The organism is Advenella sp. EE-W14, assembly GCF_012923605.1.
In the GTDB taxonomy this organism is placed as follows: Bacteria; Pseudomonadota; Gammaproteobacteria; order Burkholderiales; family Burkholderiaceae_B; genus Advenella; species Advenella alkanexedens.
This window is the reverse complement of the sequence record NZ_JAAVNG010000011.1, coordinates 26,908-45,109: the sequence shown is the minus strand read 5'-3', so window position 1 is coordinate 45,109 and position 18,202 is coordinate 26,908. Positions and strand designations below refer to the sequence as shown.

Annotated in this window: 19 protein-coding genes; 16 read left to right on the top strand and 3 right to left on the bottom strand. The window is 52.1% G+C overall.

Annotation, left to right across the window (positions count from 1 at the left end):
• Positions 1 to 6 precede the first annotated feature (6 nt).
• The 5 genes from HCX92_RS10475 to flhA all read left to right on the top strand — a co-directional run bounded on the left by HCX92_RS10475 (position 7) and on the right by flhA (position 5,722).
• On the top strand, positions 7 to 1,080 hold the full coding sequence (locus tag HCX92_RS10475; protein ID WP_281421613.1) for a chemotaxis response regulator protein-glutamate methylesterase: 1,074 nt from the start codon (positions 7 to 9) through the stop codon (positions 1,078 to 1,080).
• Between the two features lie 38 nt (positions 1,081 to 1,118).
• Positions 1,119 to 1,523 (top strand): chemotaxis response regulator CheY, encoded by a 405-nt coding sequence (cheY, locus tag HCX92_RS10470; RefSeq protein WP_169294913.1) that lies wholly within the window; start codon positions 1,119 to 1,121, stop codon positions 1,521 to 1,523.
• 51 nt (positions 1,524 to 1,574) lie between these two features.
• Positions 1,575 to 2,249: a protein phosphatase CheZ gene (locus HCX92_RS10465; protein ID WP_169294912.1), complete on the top strand. Its 675-nt coding sequence runs from the start codon at positions 1,575 to 1,577 to the stop codon at positions 2,247 to 2,249.
• Between the two features lie 163 nt (positions 2,250 to 2,412).
• Positions 2,413 to 3,570, top strand: a complete 1,158-nt coding sequence (gene flhB, locus HCX92_RS10460) for a flagellar biosynthesis protein FlhB (protein ID WP_169294911.1) — start codon at positions 2,413 to 2,415, stop codon at positions 3,568 to 3,570.
• A gap of 49 nt (positions 3,571 to 3,619) precedes the next feature.
• Positions 3,620 to 5,722, top strand: a complete 2,103-nt coding sequence (flhA, locus tag HCX92_RS10455) for a flagellar biosynthesis protein FlhA (protein ID WP_169294910.1) — start codon at positions 3,620 to 3,622, stop codon at positions 5,720 to 5,722.
• A gap of 26 nt (positions 5,723 to 5,748) precedes the next feature.
• Here the strand turns inward: flhA and flgN are convergent, their stop codons facing one another.
• The 3 genes from flgN to flgA all read right to left on the bottom strand — a co-directional run bounded on the left by flgN (position 5,749) and on the right by flgA (position 7,442).
• Complete coding sequence (flgN, locus tag HCX92_RS10450; protein WP_169294909.1) at positions 5,749 to 6,255, bottom strand: flagellar protein FlgN; 507 nt, start codon at positions 6,253 to 6,255, stop codon at positions 5,749 to 5,751.
• Between the two features lie 13 nt (positions 6,256 to 6,268).
• Complete coding sequence (gene flgM / locus HCX92_RS10445; RefSeq protein WP_169294908.1) at positions 6,269 to 6,556, bottom strand: flagellar biosynthesis anti-sigma factor FlgM; 288 nt, start codon at positions 6,554 to 6,556, stop codon at positions 6,269 to 6,271.
• 163 nt (positions 6,557 to 6,719) lie between these two features.
• Positions 6,720 to 7,442 carry a flagellar basal body P-ring formation chaperone FlgA gene (gene flgA / locus HCX92_RS10440; RefSeq protein WP_169294907.1) on the bottom strand — a complete coding sequence of 241 codons (723 nt, stop codon included), beginning with the start codon at positions 7,440 to 7,442 and terminating at the stop codon, positions 6,720 to 6,722.
• Between the two features lie 165 nt (positions 7,443 to 7,607).
• On the opposite strand from flgA, the gene flgB reads away from it, so the two are divergent.
• The 11 genes from flgB to flgL all read left to right on the top strand — a co-directional run bounded on the left by flgB (position 7,608) and on the right by flgL (position 18,198).
• Positions 7,608 to 8,015 carry a flagellar basal body rod protein FlgB gene (flgB, locus tag HCX92_RS10435; protein ID WP_169294906.1) on the top strand — a complete coding sequence of 136 codons (408 nt, stop codon included), beginning with the start codon at positions 7,608 to 7,610 and terminating at the stop codon, positions 8,013 to 8,015.
• 15 nt (positions 8,016 to 8,030) lie between these two features.
• The gene (gene flgC, locus HCX92_RS10430; protein WP_169294905.1) at positions 8,031 to 8,450 is read left to right on the top strand and encodes a flagellar basal body rod protein FlgC; all 420 of its coding nucleotides are present in this window, start codon (positions 8,031 to 8,033) and stop codon (positions 8,448 to 8,450) included.
• 17 nt (positions 8,451 to 8,467) lie between these two features.
• On the top strand, positions 8,468 to 9,142 hold the full coding sequence (locus HCX92_RS10425) for a flagellar hook capping FlgD N-terminal domain-containing protein (RefSeq protein ID WP_169294904.1): 675 nt from the start codon (positions 8,468 to 8,470) through the stop codon (positions 9,140 to 9,142).
• Positions 9,143 to 9,172: 30 nt separating this feature from the next.
• Positions 9,173 to 10,627, top strand: coding sequence for a flagellar hook protein FlgE (locus tag HCX92_RS10420; RefSeq protein WP_169294903.1), 1,455 nt, complete (start codon positions 9,173 to 9,175; stop codon positions 10,625 to 10,627).
• An 18-nt stretch (positions 10,628 to 10,645) separates the two neighbouring features.
• Positions 10,646 to 11,416 carry a flagellar basal body rod protein FlgF gene (locus HCX92_RS10415; RefSeq protein WP_169294902.1) on the top strand — a complete coding sequence of 257 codons (771 nt, stop codon included), beginning with the start codon at positions 10,646 to 10,648 and terminating at the stop codon, positions 11,414 to 11,416.
• A gap of 55 nt (positions 11,417 to 11,471) precedes the next feature.
• Entirely contained in the window at positions 11,472 to 12,257 is a 786-nt protein-coding gene (flgG, locus tag HCX92_RS10410) for a flagellar basal-body rod protein FlgG (RefSeq protein WP_169294901.1), read from the top strand.
• Positions 12,258 to 12,292: 35 nt separating this feature from the next.
• Positions 12,293 to 12,985 carry a flagellar basal body L-ring protein FlgH gene (locus HCX92_RS10405; protein ID WP_169295006.1) on the top strand — a complete coding sequence of 231 codons (693 nt, stop codon included), beginning with the start codon at positions 12,293 to 12,295 and terminating at the stop codon, positions 12,983 to 12,985.
• Between the two features lie 36 nt (positions 12,986 to 13,021).
• Positions 13,022 to 14,137 carry a flagellar basal body P-ring protein FlgI gene (locus HCX92_RS10400; protein WP_169294900.1) on the top strand — a complete coding sequence of 372 codons (1,116 nt, stop codon included), beginning with the start codon at positions 13,022 to 13,024 and terminating at the stop codon, positions 14,135 to 14,137.
• Positions 14,138 to 14,152: 15 nt separating this feature from the next.
• Positions 14,153 to 15,202 carry a flagellar assembly peptidoglycan hydrolase FlgJ gene (gene flgJ / locus HCX92_RS10395; RefSeq protein WP_169294899.1) on the top strand — a complete coding sequence of 350 codons (1,050 nt, stop codon included), beginning with the start codon at positions 14,153 to 14,155 and terminating at the stop codon, positions 15,200 to 15,202.
• Positions 15,203 to 15,299: 97 nt separating this feature from the next.
• Entirely contained in the window at positions 15,300 to 16,952 is a 1,653-nt protein-coding gene (gene flgK, locus HCX92_RS10390) for a flagellar hook-associated protein FlgK (RefSeq protein ID WP_169294898.1), read from the top strand.
• 10 nt (positions 16,953 to 16,962) lie between these two features.
• Positions 16,963 to 18,198, top strand: a complete 1,236-nt coding sequence (gene flgL / locus HCX92_RS10385; RefSeq protein ID WP_169294897.1) for a flagellar hook-associated protein FlgL — start codon at positions 16,963 to 16,965, stop codon at positions 18,196 to 18,198.
• Positions 18,199 to 18,202 lie beyond the last annotated feature (4 nt).

Below are 18,202 nucleotides of genomic sequence, written 5' to 3'. Positions count from 1 at the left end.
ACTGAGTTGAAAAAAGGGTTGATCCGGGTATTGTGTGTTGATGATTCGGCACTGATGCGTCGGATTATGACAGAGGTAATTAATGCCGAACCGGATATGGAGGTAGTGGGTACAGCCCCTGATCCGCTGGTGGCACGGGATATGATCAAACAATTGAATCCCGATGTGATTACGCTGGATGTGGAAATGCCCAAAATGGACGGGTTGGATTTTCTGGAGCGCTTGATGCGCCTGCGTCCGATGCCTGTAGTCATGGTTTCTTCCTTAACCCAGAAACATTCTGCCATCTCTTTGCGGGCGCTTGAATTGGGTGCTGTTGAAATCGTTTCCAAACCCAATGCGCAGTCAGGCAAAACCCTGGAGGCTTACCAGCATGAAGTCGCTGAAAAAATCCGGGCGGCCAGTCGGGCCCGTTTGAAGCAATATGTAATGCCCGGTCAGGAAGTGCCGGTCATTAAAACAGCGGGCAATGTCAGTAATGTCAGGAATGACTGGGTGGTGGCAATCGGTTCATCCACCGGTGGAACCGAAGCATTGTCCAGGGTTTTGACGGGTTTGCCACGGGAATGCCCACCTATAGTGATTACCCAGCATATGCCGGCAGGATTTACCGCTTCCTTTGTGCAAAGGCTTGATCGCACATGTGCGTTAACCGTTCATGAGGCAAAAGGTGACGAGATGCTGGAAAGTGGCCATGTGTATCTGGCCCCCGGCAGTGTGGCTCACCTGGCCATTCGCAAGTCTGGCAGTGTTTACCGGACCGTGTTGATCGAGTCCGAACCTGTCAACCGTCACCGCCCATCGGTGGATGTCCTGTTTTCCAGTGTGGCTAAAGAAGCAGGAAAAAAAGCAACTGGTATCATATTGACCGGTATGGGTAAGGATGGTGCCCAAGGTTTGTTGGAAATGCGCAAAGCCGGTGCCGATACCTTTGTGCAAAATGAAGCCACTTGTGTGGTATATGGCATGCCCGGTGAGGCGATGAATATTGGTGCTACCGATGAAGCGGTGCCGCTTGAGAAAATTGGCGAACGGCTTTTCAAGGGGCTGGCCAAAGTGCAGTTGCCGCTTAAGCGATAATATGCAATGTTGAATACTAAAAATAGGATAAATGCAGTATGAATAAAGATATCAGGATTCTGATTGTTGATGATTTTCCGACCATGCGTCGTATTGTTAAAAACCTCTTGAAAGACTTGGGGTTTGAAAGCGTTGATGAGGCTGAGGATGGTGCGCAGGCGCTGGGTAAATTACGTAATGGCGTATCCGGTTATGATTTGGTGGTTTCCGACTGGAATATGCCTGTCATGGATGGGTTGACCATGCTCAAGGAAATCCGGGCCGATGAAAAACTCAAACAGATTGCCGTCCTGATGGTGACAGCAGAAGCTAAAAGTGAAAACATTGTGAGCGCCGCCAAGGCGGGTGCAGACGGTTATGTCGTCAAACCCTTTACCGCAGCGACACTGGAAGAAAACCTGAATAAGGTGTTTGAGAAAGCCAAGCGTCGCATGGGCGCCTGAAAATGCCAAACACCGGATGGATCGTAATACAGTCTGAAAAGGATTAAAACAATGACCGATTCAAAACAAGCCTTACCGGAAAACGGAAATACGGTGGATGAAGCACCGGTGTATGACCGGATTGCCCATGTTACCCGTTTGTTGCGTGACAGCCTGCGTGAACTGGGTCTTGAACCTAGTGTTCAGGCGGCTGCCAAGGCCATGCCTGATGCCCAGTCCCGTATTCGATATATTACGTCCCTGACCGAAAAGGCCGCCAATGATGTGTTGAATAGCGCGGAATTGGCCCAATCCCAACTGGGGCACCTGAAAGCGAGTGCCGTCAGCCTGTCTGAGGAACTGGTGCAGGCCATGCAGCCTGTTGAGCAGCCACAGGTCCAGTTGCCTGTGGAGCTGGCCAAAAATATCCAGGCCTTCCTGTCGGGTGTGAAAGAGGAAATCCGGCCGGTTGATACCGCCTTGATTGACATCATTACGGCTCAGGCTTTTCAGGATTTGACCGGCCAGGTGGCCAGCAAGTTGACGGTGCTGCTTGATCGCATCGAGCAGGAGCTGGTGCAGGTCCTGATTGAGTACATGCCCGAAAAATACAGTCAGGAAATGGATAAAGAAGCCCAGGCGGAAAACGCCTTGCTGAATGGTCCTGTTGTCGAGCATAAAGAAAACGGTGGAACCGTGCAAAATCAGCAGCAGGTGGATGATTTGCTGGCCCAGCTGGGTTTTTGAAGACCATTATGCTTTTTTACCTGCCTTATCCTGGCCATAACAGGCATTAAGGCGGGTTTTTCTTCCCTTACTCTTCCAATTGCCGTGCGGTCAAACCCGTTACACTAGTGGCAGTTTAGAATGCGCTCATTCCGGATAGCGCCATTTAACCGTACCTACCAGCATGGCAGAAGATAGCGACCTTGAAAAAACCGAAGCCGCTTCCCCGCAACGATTAAACAAAGCGCGGGAAGAGGGCCAGGTTGCGCGCTCGCGAGAGCTCAATACCTGCCTTATTTTGCTGGCGGGTGCCATGACACTTTGGGTCAGTGGCGGTTTTTTGTATGGGCGGCTGGTTTATATTATGCGAACCACCATGCACTTTGATTGGACGCTCAAAAGTGCGGTAGAAAGCCTTGCGCCAACCATGCTGGACAGCTTTTTACATGCCCTGACAGGTTTGTTTCCCTTGTTTGTGATCTTGGTGGTGGTTGCCATCGGCTCGTCGGTGGCGCTGGGGGGGCTGGTTTTTTCAAGCAAGGCCCTTACCCCCAATTTTGGGCGCATGAATCTGTTTAAGGGACTGGGGCGCATGGTGAGTGCCTCAACTTGGATTGAGTTGCTGAAAACCCTGCTGAAAGCGGCCTTGATCGGTGGCGTTGGGATAATGGTTATCAAATCGTATTTGCCACAAATGCTCGCCCTGTCTCATTTGTCCCTGCCAATGGCATTGGCCAAAGGGCTGGGGATGGTTTTGTTTTGCTGCGCTACCATTATTGGCTCCTTGTTGCTGATTGCACTTATAGATGTGCCCTGGCAAATGTATTCACATGCCAAAAAACTGCGCATGAGTAAAGAAGAAGTCAAGCGTGAACATAAGGAAAACGAGGGTGATCCGCATATCAAGGGCCGAATTCGCCAGCAACAGCGTGAAATGGCACGTCATCGCATGATGAGCAGTATTCCCGATGCGGATGTGGTGGTTACCAACCCGACCCATTATGCTGTGGCACTTAAATATGAGCAGGACGGAGACCGCGCGCCACTGGTGATTGCCAAGGGTACCGGAGAAATTGCCCGTAAAATCCGTGAAATTGCCGCAGAAAATAATGTGGTGCAGCTGGAGGCGCCGGCATTGGCTCGCGCCCTGTATGCCAATGTCGAGCTGGAACAGCCCATTCCGGAAGCGCTGTTTGCTGCCGTTGCCCAAGTGCTGGCCTGGGTTTATCAATTACAGCAGTACCGGCAGGGAATGGCTGAGGAGCCGGATCGGCCCGTGAATTTACCGGTGCCGCCCGAGCTTGACCCGCAGTCCGGGCAAACGCAGGCGCCTGCGACATAAAATGCCCCATGATCCTGCAAAACCCTGAATGACCTAAATTATTGAGTATATGAACCGTTTTTTTTCCTCACTGAAATTGCATGCGGCAGACTCCAGAATGCTGGCCGGTCCGGTGCTGATTGTCATGGTGCTTGCCATGATGATCCTGCCTTTGCCGCCTTTTTTGCTGGATCTGTTTTTTACTTTTAACATTGCCTTGTCCATCATGATTCTTCTGGTGGCCATGTTTACCAAAAAACCGCTGGATTTTGCCGCATTTCCATCGGTCCTGTTATTTGCTACGCTACTGCGTCTGTCACTGAACGTGGCGTCCACCCGTGTAGTTTTGTTGCATGGGCATACCGGGCCCGATGCCGCCGGTCAGGTTATTGAGGCATTTGGTCACTTTCTGGTGGGTGGAAACTTTGCTGTTGGTATTGTTGTTTTTGCCATTCTGGTCCTGATCAACTTTGTGGTCATTACCAAGGGTGCGGGCCGGATTGCCGAAGTGGGTGCCCGTTTTACGCTGGATGCCATGCCCGGTAAGCAAATGGCGATTGATGCCGACCTGAATGCCGGCCTGATTGCCGAGGATGATGCGCGCCGAAGAAGGGCGGAAGTGGCACAGGAAGCGGAGTTTTACGGTGCCATGGATGGTGCCAGTAAATTTGTGCGTGGTGATGCCATTGCCGGCCTGATTATTATGGTGGTCAGTATTGTGGGCGGGCTGCTGGTAGGTGTTATGCAGCACGATCTCAGTTTTAGTGAAGCCGGTCAGGTGTATACCTTGCTGACGATTGGAGATGGTCTGGTTGGACAAATTCCCGCACTCATCATTTCAACCGCGGCGGGTGTGGTGGTGTCGCGTGTGGCGAATAACCAGGATGTTGGCCAGCAAATGATGGGCCAGCTGTTTTCCAACCCGATGGTGCTTTATATTACGGCAGGCATTATTGGCATTATGGGCATGATTCCCAATATGCCGCATGTTGCCTTTTTGTCACTGGCCGGTTTCTTTGCTTATTTGGGCTATCGGATACAGAAAAAGAATGAGGCACTTGCCATGCAGGGACCTGTCCAGGAAGTCGAGGCCACGCCTGCGGATACCGCTGCCAAGGAAGCCCGCTGGGATGATGTGACCCTGGTGGAGCCCTTTGCCATGGAAGTGGGTTATCGCCTGATTAGTCTGGTTGACCAGGAGCAGGGGGGAGAATTGATTTCCCGTATCCGTAGTTTGCGTAAACAGTTTGCCCAGAATATGGGTTTTTTGCCACCTGTCGTACACATTCGGGACAATCTGGAGTTGCACCCCAGTGAGTACCGTATTTTGCTGTCTGGCGTTGAAATTGGTAAAGGTCAGGTTCAGCCCGGTAAATGGCTGGCGATTGATCCGGGTGGGGTGGAGTTTGAGCTGACCGAAGGTGAAAAAACCACGGACCCCACCTTTGGACTGACCGCGTACTGGGTAGGTGAGGATGTGCGTGAGCGGGCCCAGGTGATGGGCTATACCGTGGTGGATGCCAGTACGGTGATTGCGACCCATATTAACCAGTTGCTGACACGGCACGCGGCACATTTGCTGGGCCGTCAGGAAGTGCAGCAATTGCTTGAGCATATTGGTAAGGAAGAGCCCAAGCTGGTTGAGGATTTTGTGCCCAAGGCGGTGTCCCTGACGACCTTGCATAATGTATTGCGAGGTCTGTTGAGCGAAGGGGTGTCTATCCGGGACATGCGTACCATTGTTGAAGTGCTGACCGAGTGGGGGCCTATTTTGAGTGGGCAGACCCAGCCAGGTATGATGATAAATATAGAGGAATTGATTGCGCGGGTGCGCACGGCACTGGGCAGGGCCATTACTCAGCAGTGTTTTGGGGATGCGGTCGAGTGTAATGTGATTGGTCTGGCACCCCAGTTGACACAGGTCCTGACGCAGGCCCTGACCACGAGTGGTTCACTGGAGCCGGGTCTGGCCGATAACCTGCATACGGAAACCGATCTGGCCCTGCAAAAACAAACCGTTCACAATTTGCCGGCGGTCCTGGTGGTGCCACCGGTATTGCGTGCTTCATTGGCCAGGTTGTTCAGGTATGGATTTCCGCAGTTGACCGTGCTCTCAAATACGGAAATTCCCGAAGAACGGTACCTGAAAGTGACGTCGGTAATTGGTGGCTGATATGGGCCAGGTTCAGGCCTATGGATTTAAGCGCTTGCCAGAGGTTTGCCGGTACTGACCGGCTTGCGCATGCCCTTGTCATCATAGGTGTGTTGCACGCCTGCGGCACGGTTAAGGGAGTCAAGGGCATCCTGGTTGTATTTCAGGTAGCTGTGAATCATGATGGCATTGCTTTCATTCAGGCTTTTTGCCTGTGAAACAAGCTCGTTATAGTTGTTCCATTGTTTGGCCAGATCGCCCTGTTGTTGCGGGTCAAGCTTGTCAATGACAGCTGACAGGCTATTTTGTGTATCTGAAACTGGAAAGCGGGACTGAACCAACTGCATCCTTACTTTGTAGGAAGCTTCCAGTTGTTGGCCAATTTGCCATTTTTTTTGTGCCAGCTCACGCAAGGGTTCGGGCGAGCTGAATGCCATGAGCGCTGCGCATTCATCATTCAGGACTTGCAAAAACTGTTTTGCAATTTCTGTTTCCAGCACAAGCTGTTCCAGGATTTGGCGGGACAGGGTAGATGAATTGTTATGGGCGGTCATGGGCAAAAAGTGATTAACTCAGTATGTCAATGGCATCTTGTAAAATGCCTTCGGCAATACGTGTGGGGTTGATATTAAGCGTGCCATTGGCCAATGCCTGGCGAATAGCCTGTACGCGCTCAAGGTCGACATCATTTTCCGGGCTGGTAAGGTCGCGGGCCACCGGACTTAAATCCACCTTGGTGCTGCTGTCGGGTTGTACGGCGGCCGGTGTACTGGCGGGCGCGGGCGTACCGTTACGGGAGGCGGGCTTGGTAGAAACCGCCGTTGTATGATATAGCGAAGCGGGAGAAATTTTCATGGTCATGATCTTCGGGTCTGCCAAGAGGGTAAAAACCACCATGACAGCACTAAAACAGTTGGCTTACCGGTATTAACGGATGAATACTTGAAAACTTTAGCCAAAGAGCAATTTTTTCTGCCGTTAATGCGTTGATTATAAGCCAGGGTTGCCATCATGCTGCCTAAAAAAGCACATTAACCGTGTTGGCATTAATAACCGTTCCCATGATGACCTTGCCGGAACTGGTTTTAACCTGGATGCTGCCACCCACGTCTGCCGTGGTAAGGGCCTCTCCCTGCTGGGTAACGGTAAGGGCGCCTTGCCTTACCTGCAGCCGGACAGGCTGACCTTTGCTGATTGATTGCGGGCCTCGAATCATGTTCAGCTTAATGGGGCGGCCGATCGGAATGCGTGTATTGGCAATATGCCCCAGTAATTGTTCGGGGGTTGTGCGCGAGCTTGCCGGCAACTTGAGCAGATCACCCTGTTTTTCTTCGATATGGTGGGACATGATGGTTTGCCCGGCATCAATGTCTTGGGCGGCAACATAATAATTGCCTTCAATTGACAGTGAGGCACGCAAGTATTCGGTTTTTCCTGAATCCATGCAGCGAATGCCTATGGACATCGAAGAGCGCAGGGAGCCTTTGTTGGGCAGAAAATACACCCGGTCATGACAGCTTTCAAAGGATTGGGCCTTTGGCACGCTGACATTGATGGTGGGGGTGCCGTCAAGATTGGCCGCCTGTTCGGTAAGATAGTCTTCGGTTTCCTGCATGATGGCCTGCTGTAGCCCGGATATCTCATTGGCATGAGACATGCTGCCTAAGGCAGCCAGGCAAAGCAGGACCAGGCCGGGTGTTTTCAGGCCGGAGCCAAATAATTTTGTGCGAACCAAAGTCATTATCCTGTTCATAAGTTGAATTCTATCTTGGGGCCGTATTTTTGATTAGCCTGAATTAAGCAGGAAAACCCCCGTTTACCTTTCCTTTGTATTGACTTCGGATAGCTTAACATATTGACTGTAATGGCTTAAATGTATGTTGCGTCAGCAGCAGGGACAGGCACTATGGACAGAATTGGTAACGAATTCAAATTTTTGCAGACCGCAGTCGGTTTGCGCCAGCAACGGATGGAATTGCTTTCCACCAATATTGCCAATGCGGATACGCCCAACTACAAGGCGCGCGATTTCAGTTTCAAGGAAGTGCTTGCGCAGGCAAACGGAGTGCAAAAAGGCCTGGGTGACACGCAGCTTACCCTGACCTCGGCACGGCATATTCCGGCAGCGGCAACGGGACCTTTGCAGTTTTCACCCCAATATCGTTTGCCAACGCAAAACAGCCTTGATGGCAATACGGTTGAAATGGATGTGGAACGCGTGGCTTTTGCAGATAACACCATGCAATACCAGACTACCCTGACATTGCTGGATGGTAAGATTAAATCCATGTTGTCCGCTTTGCAGCCTAATTAACGGGAAGGAAACAGAATGTCTGACATGATGAGTATTTTCAGCATTGCGGGTTCGGCATTGAATGCGGGTTCTCAACGCATGAACGTGACGGCCAGCAATATTGCGAATGCCGATAGCGTGGCCGGGCCCAATGGGCAGCCTTACAAAGCCAAGCAGGTGGTTTTTAAAATGCAGCCGCTGGGCAATGCTTTCAGTCAGTATCCGATTGGGGGCGTGCAGGTCAGTAATGTGGTTGAAAGCCAGGCGCCCATGCGCTTGCAATATGATCCGCAAAGCCCTTATGCAGACAATAATGGTTATGTCACGCTACCCAATGTTGATGTTGTGGGTGAAACGGTCAACATGATTGCGGCAGCCCGTTCTTACCAGGCCAATGTGGAAGTGATCAATACGGCCAAGACGATCATGATGAAAACACTGACTCTTGGTCAGTAAAAGGAAAAAGGCAACTTATGACTATCATCAATCCAACCAGCGGTGCCAGTTCCCTGAGCGGTGGCGCAAGCAGCCTGGGCACAAGCAGTATCGCAGAAACACAAGAGCAGTTCCTGACCTTGCTGGTAACTCAGTTGCGTAACCAGGATCCCCTGAACCCCATGGACAATGCCGGCATTACGTCGCAGCTGGCCCAGCTGTCTACCGTAAGTGGTATAGAAAAGCTTAACCAGACCGTTCTGGCCCTTACCGGCCAGCTGGATGTGTCGCAGTCAATGCAGGCTTCAAACCTGATCGGCCGCCATGTATTGGTGCCCGGTGAAGCCATCAAGCTGGGTGAAAGTGGTGTGGCCACCCCTTTTGGGGTTGACCTGATGGGTGCAGCCGCCAGCCTGAAAGTGGAAATTGTGGATGCCGCCGGCAATCCGGTACGCACCTTCGATTTGGGGCCCCAGAATGTGGATGTCATTTCCATGCAGTGGGATGGTCTGGGCGATAATGGTACGCAGGCACCGGCGGGCAAATACACGGTTCGTGTAACGGCTCTTGATGCGGCCAATAGTTCCGTTCCTGCCGAGGCATTGCAATATGGGCAGGTACAAAGTGTTTCTTACAGCACCGAAGGCATGAAAATGGACTTGGGGCTGACCGGTCGTTACGCGCTGACTGATCTGCGTAAAGTAATGAACTGAAGATTAATTTTTTATAAGTGATTTTTTATCATGGCATTTGGACAAGGTTTATCAGGCTTGAACGCCTCGGCACAGAATCTGGACGTGATTGGAAACAATATTGCCAACTCGGCCACGGTGGGTTTCAAGGCATCGTCAGTAGCATTTGCCGATGTATATGCTTCATCACGGGTGGGTATGGGCGTGCAGGTTGCGGCCATTAACCAGCGCTTTACCTTGGGTAATATCTCTTCAACGGGTAATTCGCTTGATTTGGCCATTGATGGTGAAAAAGGCCTGTTCCGTTTGGTGGACACCAGTGGAAACGTGTCTTATACACGTAATGGTCAGTTCCAGGCAGACCGTAACAATTACATTGTCAATAGCAGCGGGCAGCGTCTTACCGGTTACATTGGTGAAAACAGCACCTTGCTGCAGGAACTGAAAATCCCGGTTGGCAATATTCCTCCCAAAGCAACGCAAAATACAGGCTTGATCACCAACCTGGATGCCAATGCGTCCATTATCTCCATTACCGGTTCTCCTGAGGTGTTGGGCGAAGTTGCGCTGGAGTCTGGTGGCGTTACCACGACCTATAATTTTCGGGTAAGCAGTACCGGTGGCCTGACCTGGACCGATGCGGCCGGTGCCACTGTACCGGCACCGCCAGATGGCACTTACACCAGTGGCACCTCAACCGTCACCCTGTCAGGCGGGCAGGTGGTTAGCGGGGCCCTGGACCCCACAGTGGCTTATCAGCCCGCACAGCAGGCAAGACCATTTTCACCGGCTGATCCGGCCAGCTTTACCCATTCGCTGAACATGAATGTGTATGACTCTTTGGGCAATGCCCATGAGCTGACCCAATACTTTGTCAAACGTGCCGGAACCACTGGTACCGAAAGCGAATGGGATGTTTATTACTATATGGACGGGGTCCCGGTGGATGCGCCTGCCGGTGGTGGCCCGTTACCCATGACCTTCGACAGTATTGGCCGTTTAACCAGCAGCAATACTTTAATGGTCACGGTTAACCAGCCCGGTACCGCAGCCGCCCCGGCAGAGCCATTGGTTATTAGAATGGATTACACCGGTAGCACGCAGTTTGCCGGTGCTTTTACGCCCAACTTTGTCCAGGACGGCTATGCAACGGGTGAATATAACGGTTTGTCCGTTTCTGCGGATGGTGCCATTGTGGCCAATTACACCAATGGTGAATCACAGGTCATGGGTTACGTGGCGCTGGCCAATTTTAACAACCTGAATGGCCTGCAGCCCATCGGTGGCAATGCCTGGCAGGAAACCCGTGACTCAGGCCCACCGGTTTTTGGTAAACCGGGTACCAACAGCCTGGCTCGTCTTAAAGGGCAGGCGGTTGAAGAGTCCAACGTGGATATGAGTTCCGAATTGGTGAACATGATTATTGCCCAGCGCAATTATCAGGCCAATGCCCAAACCATTAAAACCCAGGATCAGATCTTGCAGACCCTGATCTCCCTGCGTTAACCGGCAGGAGTGAAATAAATGGATCGTGCCATATATACAGCCAGCAACGGGGCAGCCAGAATCCTGGAGCAGCAGGCGGTTCTGTCCAATAATCTGGCGAACGTGAACACGCCGGGCTTTCGGGCCCAGCTTTCGCAATACCGTTCCACACCGGTGGTCAGTCCCTTAATTGGCAGTGCTGAAACCACCCGGGTGCTAACGGTGGCCACCACCTCGGATAGCGATATGGAGCAGGGGGCGTTTATGACCACCGGCCGTGACCTGGATGTTGCCATTCAGGGTGAGGGCTGGTTTGCGGTGCGGGCCCTTAATGGCTCCGAGGCGTATACGCGTGGCGGAAACCTGCAGCGTAACGCTGATGGTCTGCTGGTGACGGGGGGAGGCCTGATGGTGTTGTCTGAAGATGGCCAGCCCATTGAAATTCCCGATGCGGCCGCGATTGGTATTGAGCGTTCTGGCGGTATTAACGTCTTGGCCGCAGGTGATGCGCCCACCGAAGTGCAGCGGGTGGCCAAATTAAAGATTGGTGATCCAGGCAATGCCCGCATGGTGCGTGGTGATGATGGTCTGTTCCGTGCCGTCAACGCCCAGGGGCAGCAGGTTGAACTGCCTGATACCACACAGGTAACCGTTGTAAGCGGCATCCTGGAAGGCAGCAATGTCAGTGCCGCCGGCAATATGGTGGGGCTTATCCAGAATGCCCGTCGTTTTGAAATGCAAATGAAAGTTATCCAGGAACTGAGCAGCAAAGAGCAAAATGCGAACAGTCTGCTTTCATCGGCCGGGTAAACGCATTTTGCATGATTTTGTACTTAATTTATCATTGATTTAATCAGGAACCAATATGATACGCTCGCTATGGATTGCCAAGACAGGCCTTGAGGCCCAGCAAACCAATATGGATGTGATTTCCAATAATATTGCCAACGTCAACACCGATGGCTTCAAGCGCAACCGTGCCATTTTTGAGGACCTGATGTACCAGACCGTACGCCAGCCCGGCGCCCAGGTGGGCGATGCCAACCAGTTGCCTACCGGCCTGCAGGTGGGTATGGGGGTGCGTACCGTAGCCACCGAGCGTATCCATACCCAGGGCAATCTGAAAAATACCGGCAACAGTCTTGATATTGCCATCGATGGCAGGGGTTTCCTGCAGGTTGAAATGCCCGATGGCACCTTTGCCTATACCCGCAATGGTTCCCTGCAGCTGGACCAGAACGGCCAGCTGGTTACTGCAGGTGGTTACCCCATACAGCCGGCCATTACCATTCCCGATAATGCCTTAACCATTGAAATTGGCCGGGATGGTACGGTGTCGGTCACCCAGCCCGGTGCAACCGGCACGAGCATCCAGGTGGGCCAGCTGGAGTTGACCACTTTTGTCAATCCGGCCGGTTTGCTCAGCCTGGGTGAAAACCTGTATGCCCAAACCGATGCATCGGGCGCCGAAACCGTATCCACACCAGGTTTGGATGGCACCGGCAGAATTTTGCATAAATATACCGAAACCTCTAACGTGAACGTGGCTGAAGAGCTGGTTAACATGATTGCCACCCAGCGGGCCTATGAAATGAACAGCAAGGCCATTACCACTTCCGACCAGATGCTTGCCCGCCTGACCCAGATCTGATTGACTCACTCACTTTGCGATACCGCCTTATGTCTATGTCTTTTCGTTCGATTCGTCTGTTTACGGTTGGTCTGATTATTGCCCTGGCCAGTGGTTGTGCCATGGTGCCTCATCCCAAAATCGTGGATGGTCCCCTGACAGCCGAGCCCATGCAGCCCATGCCCGAGGTCCGGCAAGAGCCGGACGGTTCTATTTACCGGGGTGGACAGGCAGGCGTTTTTCCCTTGTTTGAAGACCGTCGGCCACGCAATGTCGGCGATATCGTGACTGTGGTGATTGAAGAGAAAACCAATGCCTCCAAGCGTGTGGCAACCACCACCAATCGTAACAGCGGCATGGATTTTGGTGTAACCGCTGCGCCTGACTGGATGCCAAGCGCATTGTCTGCCGATGAGCGTTTTTCTGCAGACGGTAGCAACGATATGGAAGGCAAGGGTAGCAGTACGGCCAATAACATGTTCACCGGTAACATTACCACGACCGTGATTGGCGTGTTGGCCAATGGCAACCTGAAAATTGCCGGGGAAAAAGCCATTGCGATTAACCAGGGCAGTGAGCACCTGCGTTTTTCAGGGGTGGTTGACCCGCGTTCCATTACCGGCACCAATACCGTGTCTTCCACTCAGGTGGCCGATGCCCGCATCGAGTTTCGTAGCAAGGGTGTGATGGACGAGGTGCAAACCATGGGCTGGTTGCAGCGGTTTTTCCTGAACATTGCACCGTTCTAAGTGTTTAATACTCATAATTGGAGTTGCAGTTTGACAATGAAATCCGGAATCCTGAAACACCTCATGGCATTGGTCTTATGGGTCGGTGTGGCTCAGGGTTTTGCCCTGGCTGAACCGTTGCGAGACCTGGCCTCCATCCAGGGGGTGCGCGACAACCAGTTGATTGGTTATGGTCTGGTGGTAGGTCTGGATGGCAGTGGTGACCAGGTGCGTCAGTCGCCCTTTACCCAACAAAGCCTGACCAATATGCTGGCCCAGCTGGGTGTTACGGTGCCTGCAGGGGTCAATATGCAGGTTAAAAACGTGGCGGCAGTCATGGTAACGGCAACCCTGCCTTCGTTTGCCCAGCCTGGTCAATCCATTGACGTGAACGTCTCTTCCATGGGTAATGCCAAAAGCCTGCGGGGCGGCACCTTGTTAATGACCCCTCTTAAGGGGGCCGATAACCAGGTATATGCCCTGGCGCAGGGAAATATCGTGGTGGGTGGGGCGGGGGCCCAGTCTGGTGGCAGCCAGGTCCAGGTTAACCAGTTAAATGGCGGCATGATTACCGGTGGTGCTCTGGTGGAGCGCACGGTGCCGACACGTTTCAGCAAAGACGGTATTATCCGGATAGAAATGCATGATACCGATTTTGGTACCACTGAAAATGCCGTGGCAGCCATTAACAAGGTTATGGGAGCAGGCGCGGCAAGATCCGTGAACGGACGCGTCATTGAGGTGCGTGGCCCCATGGTTGAATCGGCGCAAGCCGCTTTTCTGGCCCGTTTGCAGGCTATTAATGTCACGCGTGCAGCGGCACGCGCCAAGGTTATCGTGAATGCGCGTACCGGTACCGTGGTCATGAATCAGTCGGTCACCATTGATCAGGCTGCCGTGGCTTTTGGCAGTCTGGCCGTGGTCATTGACCAAAGTGTTGATGTGAACCAGCCCAATACCCCTTTTGGTGGCGGGCAAACTGTTGTTACACCCAATACCAATATCCAGGTTCAGCAGCAACAGGGCAAATTGCAAATGGTGAATCGAGGCGTGCGTCTGACAGATGTGGTGCGTGCCTTAAATGCCCTGGGTGCCAGTCCGCAAGACCTGATTTCTATTCTCCAGGCATTAAAAAGTGCCGGTGCCCTCAGGGCCGATCTGGAAATTATTTAGTTAACAGGAGTCGCCATGACAATTACCAGTTATATCCCCCGTCCCGGCGTGAGCCGTTCTGCTCCACAGTTTGTCATGGACATGAATTCGCTGCACCAGCTCAAGCGCCAGGTGGCCGGGCAAATGAATACCTCGCTGGAAGATATTGAAAAAGGCGAAAAAGAAGTTGCCCAGCAATTTGAGGCCCTGTTTATCCAGACGCTGTTAAAGCAGGCACGTGCCACGCGTCTGGGGGAAGGGATGTTTGACAGCGACCAGACCCGTTTGGTGCAATCCATGGCCGATGAGCAAATGGCGCTCAATATGGCTTCGGGCAAAGGCATTGGCCTGGCCCAGTCCTTGCTGGAACAAATCAGGGAAAGTGGTTCGGCAGCCTTGCTCAATACAGGCAAGTCAATGGATGCGGGTGATTTCACCAGTGTTAATAAGGCAACGTTGATGTCGATGCCAGCAGAACACAAGGATGCGATTGGCGAACTGATTTCTTCTTTGGGTAATCGGGTGCGCATTTTTGCAAAAAACGTGGCTTCGGTGATTGGTGTCGCGGATGATGCACCGGAACGCATCAGCAGCTTTGTTGAGAAAATGGGTCCTGCTGCCAGTGCGGCATCGGCCAGTACCGGGATTCCCGCTTCACTGATTTTAAGTCAGGCCGCGCTTGAGTCAGGTTGGGGACGCCGCGAAATTCTGCATGAAAATGGACAGACCAGTTATAACCTGTTTGGGATCAAGGCAACCGGAGGCTGGAAGGGTAAAGTGGTTAATGTAATGACTACCGAATATGTCAATGGGATGGCAAAAAAAATGAAACAGCCTTTCAGGGCCTATGATTCTTATGAAGAGTCGTTTGCCGATTATGCCCGCCTGATTAGCCAGAACGAGCGCTATAAGCATGTATTGACGGCAGAAAATGCCCATGAAGCGGCCCGGCAGATCCAGAAAGCCGGTTATGCCACAGACCCCAAATATGCCAGCAAACTGATCAATATTATGGGGTATTTTGAAGACCGTTCGTTGGCGTCCAATACCGCGTCCCTTGATAAAAACCGGATTTCCACCATTTAAGCTGGTCAGCGCGCTTTTTTTGGTGCCTTGGCTAAACAATTGGATTTTTCTGCCGTTAACCAACAGAAAGACAAGTAATATTTATTGACGGAAAATTATGAATTTGGCCAAACTTGGGTTAACCGCCCTGAATACGGCGCAGGCTCGCCTGACAACAACCAGCCATAATATCAGCAACTATAATACCCCCGGTTATGTCCGGCAGGAAACCCTGATCTCAACGGCAGGCGCTTCCTCAACGGGTAACGGTTTTTTGGGCCGTGGTGTTGCGGTGGATACCGTTCGTCGTGCTTATGACTCTTTTCTGAACAGTCAACTTGTTAACAATGAAAGCAAGGGGGCATTGCTGGCCGCCTATGGTGGCCAGATTGCGCAACTCAATAATGTGCTGGCAGATCGCACGGTGGGTATCGGGCCAGCCATCCAGTCGTTTTTTGACGGTGTCAATGCCGTGGCCAGTAACCCGGCCGATCCGGCTTCCCGCCAGGAACTGTTGGGCCGTACCCAAACCGTCGTAACCCAATTCAATGAACTGGGGCAGTTCCTTGATCAGCAGCGTGGTGAAATCAATAATCAGATTGACAACTCGGTTATTTCCATTAATGCCCACCTTAGCCGCATTTCCGAATTGAACCAGCAAATTGTGCAGGCCAAGGGGGCGAATCCTCATCATGAACCCAATGACCTGCTCGACCAGCGTGATTATGAAATAGCACAACTCAACCAGATTGTGAATGTCAAAGTGGTTGAGCACGACAACCAGGTCAGTATTTCAGTGGGAAATGGCCAGCAGTTGCTGAGTCAAAATAAAATTTATCCCTTAACAACCGGACCATCGGCAGAAAACCCCAAAAATACCGTGGTGTATGCCACCATTCCGGTGGGTAAACAGGGTGAAGTCGTTAAGGTTGAGCTGGACGAAACCAAAGTAACCGGCGGTTCGCTGGGTGGTCTATTGAAATACCGTCGCGAAAGCCTGGAAGTTGAACAGCGTGAAGTAGGCCAGCTTGCCACTGCGTTTGCCCTGTCCATGAACGAGGCCAATGCCAAGGGCCTGGACTTGAAAGGTGAGCCCGGTCAGGCAATTTTCAATGTACCGGCTCCGGTGGCCATCGCCAATTCCCAAAACGTGGGTAATGTAAAACTCACGGCCACTTTCCAACCTGATGCCGCAGGTAAAATACAGGCTTCCGATTACGCCATTTATTTTGATGGCAATACTTACACGGTTACCCGCGAAAGCGACAACCACATTATTCATACCGGTGCCACGCTTGAGGGCGTTGCGGTTGACGGCATGCAATTGAAAATGGAAGGTGGTGTTCCGTCGGCCGGTGATCGCTGGACCTTGTCTGCGGTTGCCAACAGTTCGGTACAAATCAGTGTGGCCATTACCAATGGTGACCAGTTTGCCGCCGCCGATGCCGAAGGTGGCGTGGCCAACGGCAATAATGCCCTGGAGATGGCAAAGCTGCAAAGCAAAAAAGTGTTGGGTGGCACGAAAACCTTTAATGAAAGTTTTTCACAAATCGTCAACCGGGTCGGCGTTCAGGCCCAGCAAAACGAATTCATGATTGCCTCCCAGAATGCCCTGACCAAACAAAGCTATGCGGCACAACAGGCTTTGTCAGGGGTTAACCTGAATGAAGAGTACATCAAGCTTGAAACTGCCCAGGAAATGTTCCTGGCCGCTTCGCGTATCATCGAAGTCAGCACAGTGCTGATGGACACCATTTTATCTTTGAAGTAGGGGTTTAGGCATGCGCATAAGTACCAGCCAGTTTTATAAAACAGGATTAAACACCATCAATACCCAGCAAGCCCGGCAACTGGATATTTTTACGCAAATCGGAACCGGCAAGAAAATTGTTTCTCCCAAAGATGATCCTCTGGGAGCGGCCCGAGCATTGAACTTGTCCAACAATATGGCCATTAATGACCGTTTTGCCGAGAACCGCAGCATTGCCACCCAGAACCTGGCTTTTGAAGAAAGTATCCTGAGCGAAGTCGCCACCACATTGGTTGCCATCAAGACAAGAATTGTGGAAGCGGGCAATGGCACCATGGCCGATGCCGATCGGGCCACGCTGTCCGAGGTGGTGAACAGCCTGCGCAACCAGGTGCTGGGTCTGGCCAATAGCACCGATGGTAACGGACAATATATTTTTTCCGGCAACCAGTCGGACCGTGCCGCTTTTGCACCTGATGCCAACGGCAAAATCAACTGGCAGGGTGATCTGGGCAACCGGGCGATCCAGGTCAGTACTTCGCGTCAGTTGAGTTCGGCCGATACCGGCTATGCGGTATTTACCCGGGCCGTTTCCGGCGAGAACAGCTATTTGACATCGGCCGCCCGCACCAATACCGGTACCGGGCATATCAGTGCGCCCAATATCAACGATCCGAAGGGCGCCAATGTCGGCAACAATTTCAGTATTGTTTTCGGTGGCACACCGCTAAGCTATACGGTTGAAACGCGTAATGCCGATGGCGTGGTACTGGGTACGGATGGGCCAAATGTTTATGATGCCAGCCAGGCACGACTGGTATTGCCCGGTGGTGTGGATGTTGTCTTTTCCGGCACGCCTGCCGAAGGTGATACATTCAGCGTCAATTATGCCCAGAATGAAGATATCAATATCTTCAACACCCTTGATGAGCTGGCTGCCGCCCTTAACACACCGACCAGCACCGATCCGCAAGCGGCCGCCCGGTTGAGCAATGTGATGTCGTCGGCCATTCAAAAAATTGAGGCCAACTACAATACGGTGCTGACCACCCGTGCCTCAATTGGTACACGAATGAATGAAATCGAGTCGCTGAACATCAGCGGTGAACAGCGCAGACTTGATTTCAGAGCTGAAATTTCAGCCATTGAAGATGTTGACTTTTATGAAGCAAGTACCGAACTGGCCATGCGTGGTATGGCGCTTGAGGCTGCATCCCTGGCGTTCAAGAAAATTCAGGGTCTTAGTCTGTTCAAGACTTTAGGTTGATATT

What these genes read in the sequence shown, in the direction of transcription:
- cheY (WP_169294913.1), top strand. Translation starts at nt 1,119, where the DNA reads ATGAATAAAGATATCAGGATTCTGATTGTTGATGATTTTCCGACCATG.
- HCX92_RS10465 (WP_169294912.1), top strand. Translation starts at nt 1,575, where the DNA reads ATGACCGATTCAAAACAAGCCTTACCGGAAAACGGAAATACGGTGGAT.
- flhB (WP_169294911.1), top strand. Translation starts at nt 2,413, where the DNA reads ATGGCAGAAGATAGCGACCTTGAAAAAACCGAAGCCGCTTCCCCGCAA.
- flhA (WP_169294910.1), top strand. Translation starts at nt 3,620, where the DNA reads ATGAACCGTTTTTTTTCCTCACTGAAATTGCATGCGGCAGACTCCAGA.
- flgN (WP_169294909.1), bottom strand. Translation starts at nt 6,255, where the DNA reads ATGACCGCCCATAACAATTCATCTACCCTGTCCCGCCAAATCCTGGAA.
- flgM (WP_169294908.1), bottom strand. Translation starts at nt 6,556, where the DNA reads ATGAAAATTTCTCCCGCTTCGCTATATCATACAACGGCGGTTTCTACC.
- flgA (WP_169294907.1), bottom strand. Translation starts at nt 7,442, where the DNA reads ATGACTTTGGTTCGCACAAAATTATTTGGCTCCGGCCTGAAAACACCC.
- flgB (WP_169294906.1), top strand. Translation starts at nt 7,608, where the DNA reads ATGGACAGAATTGGTAACGAATTCAAATTTTTGCAGACCGCAGTCGGT.
- flgC (WP_169294905.1), top strand. Translation starts at nt 8,031, where the DNA reads ATGTCTGACATGATGAGTATTTTCAGCATTGCGGGTTCGGCATTGAAT.
- HCX92_RS10425 (WP_169294904.1), top strand. Translation starts at nt 8,468, where the DNA reads ATGACTATCATCAATCCAACCAGCGGTGCCAGTTCCCTGAGCGGTGGC.
- HCX92_RS10420 (WP_169294903.1), top strand. Translation starts at nt 9,173, where the DNA reads ATGGCATTTGGACAAGGTTTATCAGGCTTGAACGCCTCGGCACAGAAT.
- HCX92_RS10415 (WP_169294902.1), top strand. Translation starts at nt 10,646, where the DNA reads ATGGATCGTGCCATATATACAGCCAGCAACGGGGCAGCCAGAATCCTG.
- flgG (WP_169294901.1), top strand. Translation starts at nt 11,472, where the DNA reads ATGATACGCTCGCTATGGATTGCCAAGACAGGCCTTGAGGCCCAGCAA.
- HCX92_RS10405 (WP_169295006.1), top strand. Translation starts at nt 12,293, where the DNA reads ATGTCTTTTCGTTCGATTCGTCTGTTTACGGTTGGTCTGATTATTGCC.
- HCX92_RS10400 (WP_169294900.1), top strand. Translation starts at nt 13,022, where the DNA reads ATGAAATCCGGAATCCTGAAACACCTCATGGCATTGGTCTTATGGGTC.
- flgJ (WP_169294899.1), top strand. Translation starts at nt 14,153, where the DNA reads ATGACAATTACCAGTTATATCCCCCGTCCCGGCGTGAGCCGTTCTGCT.
- flgK (WP_169294898.1), top strand. Translation starts at nt 15,300, where the DNA reads ATGAATTTGGCCAAACTTGGGTTAACCGCCCTGAATACGGCGCAGGCT.
- flgL (WP_169294897.1), top strand. Translation starts at nt 16,963, where the DNA reads ATGCGCATAAGTACCAGCCAGTTTTATAAAACAGGATTAAACACCATC.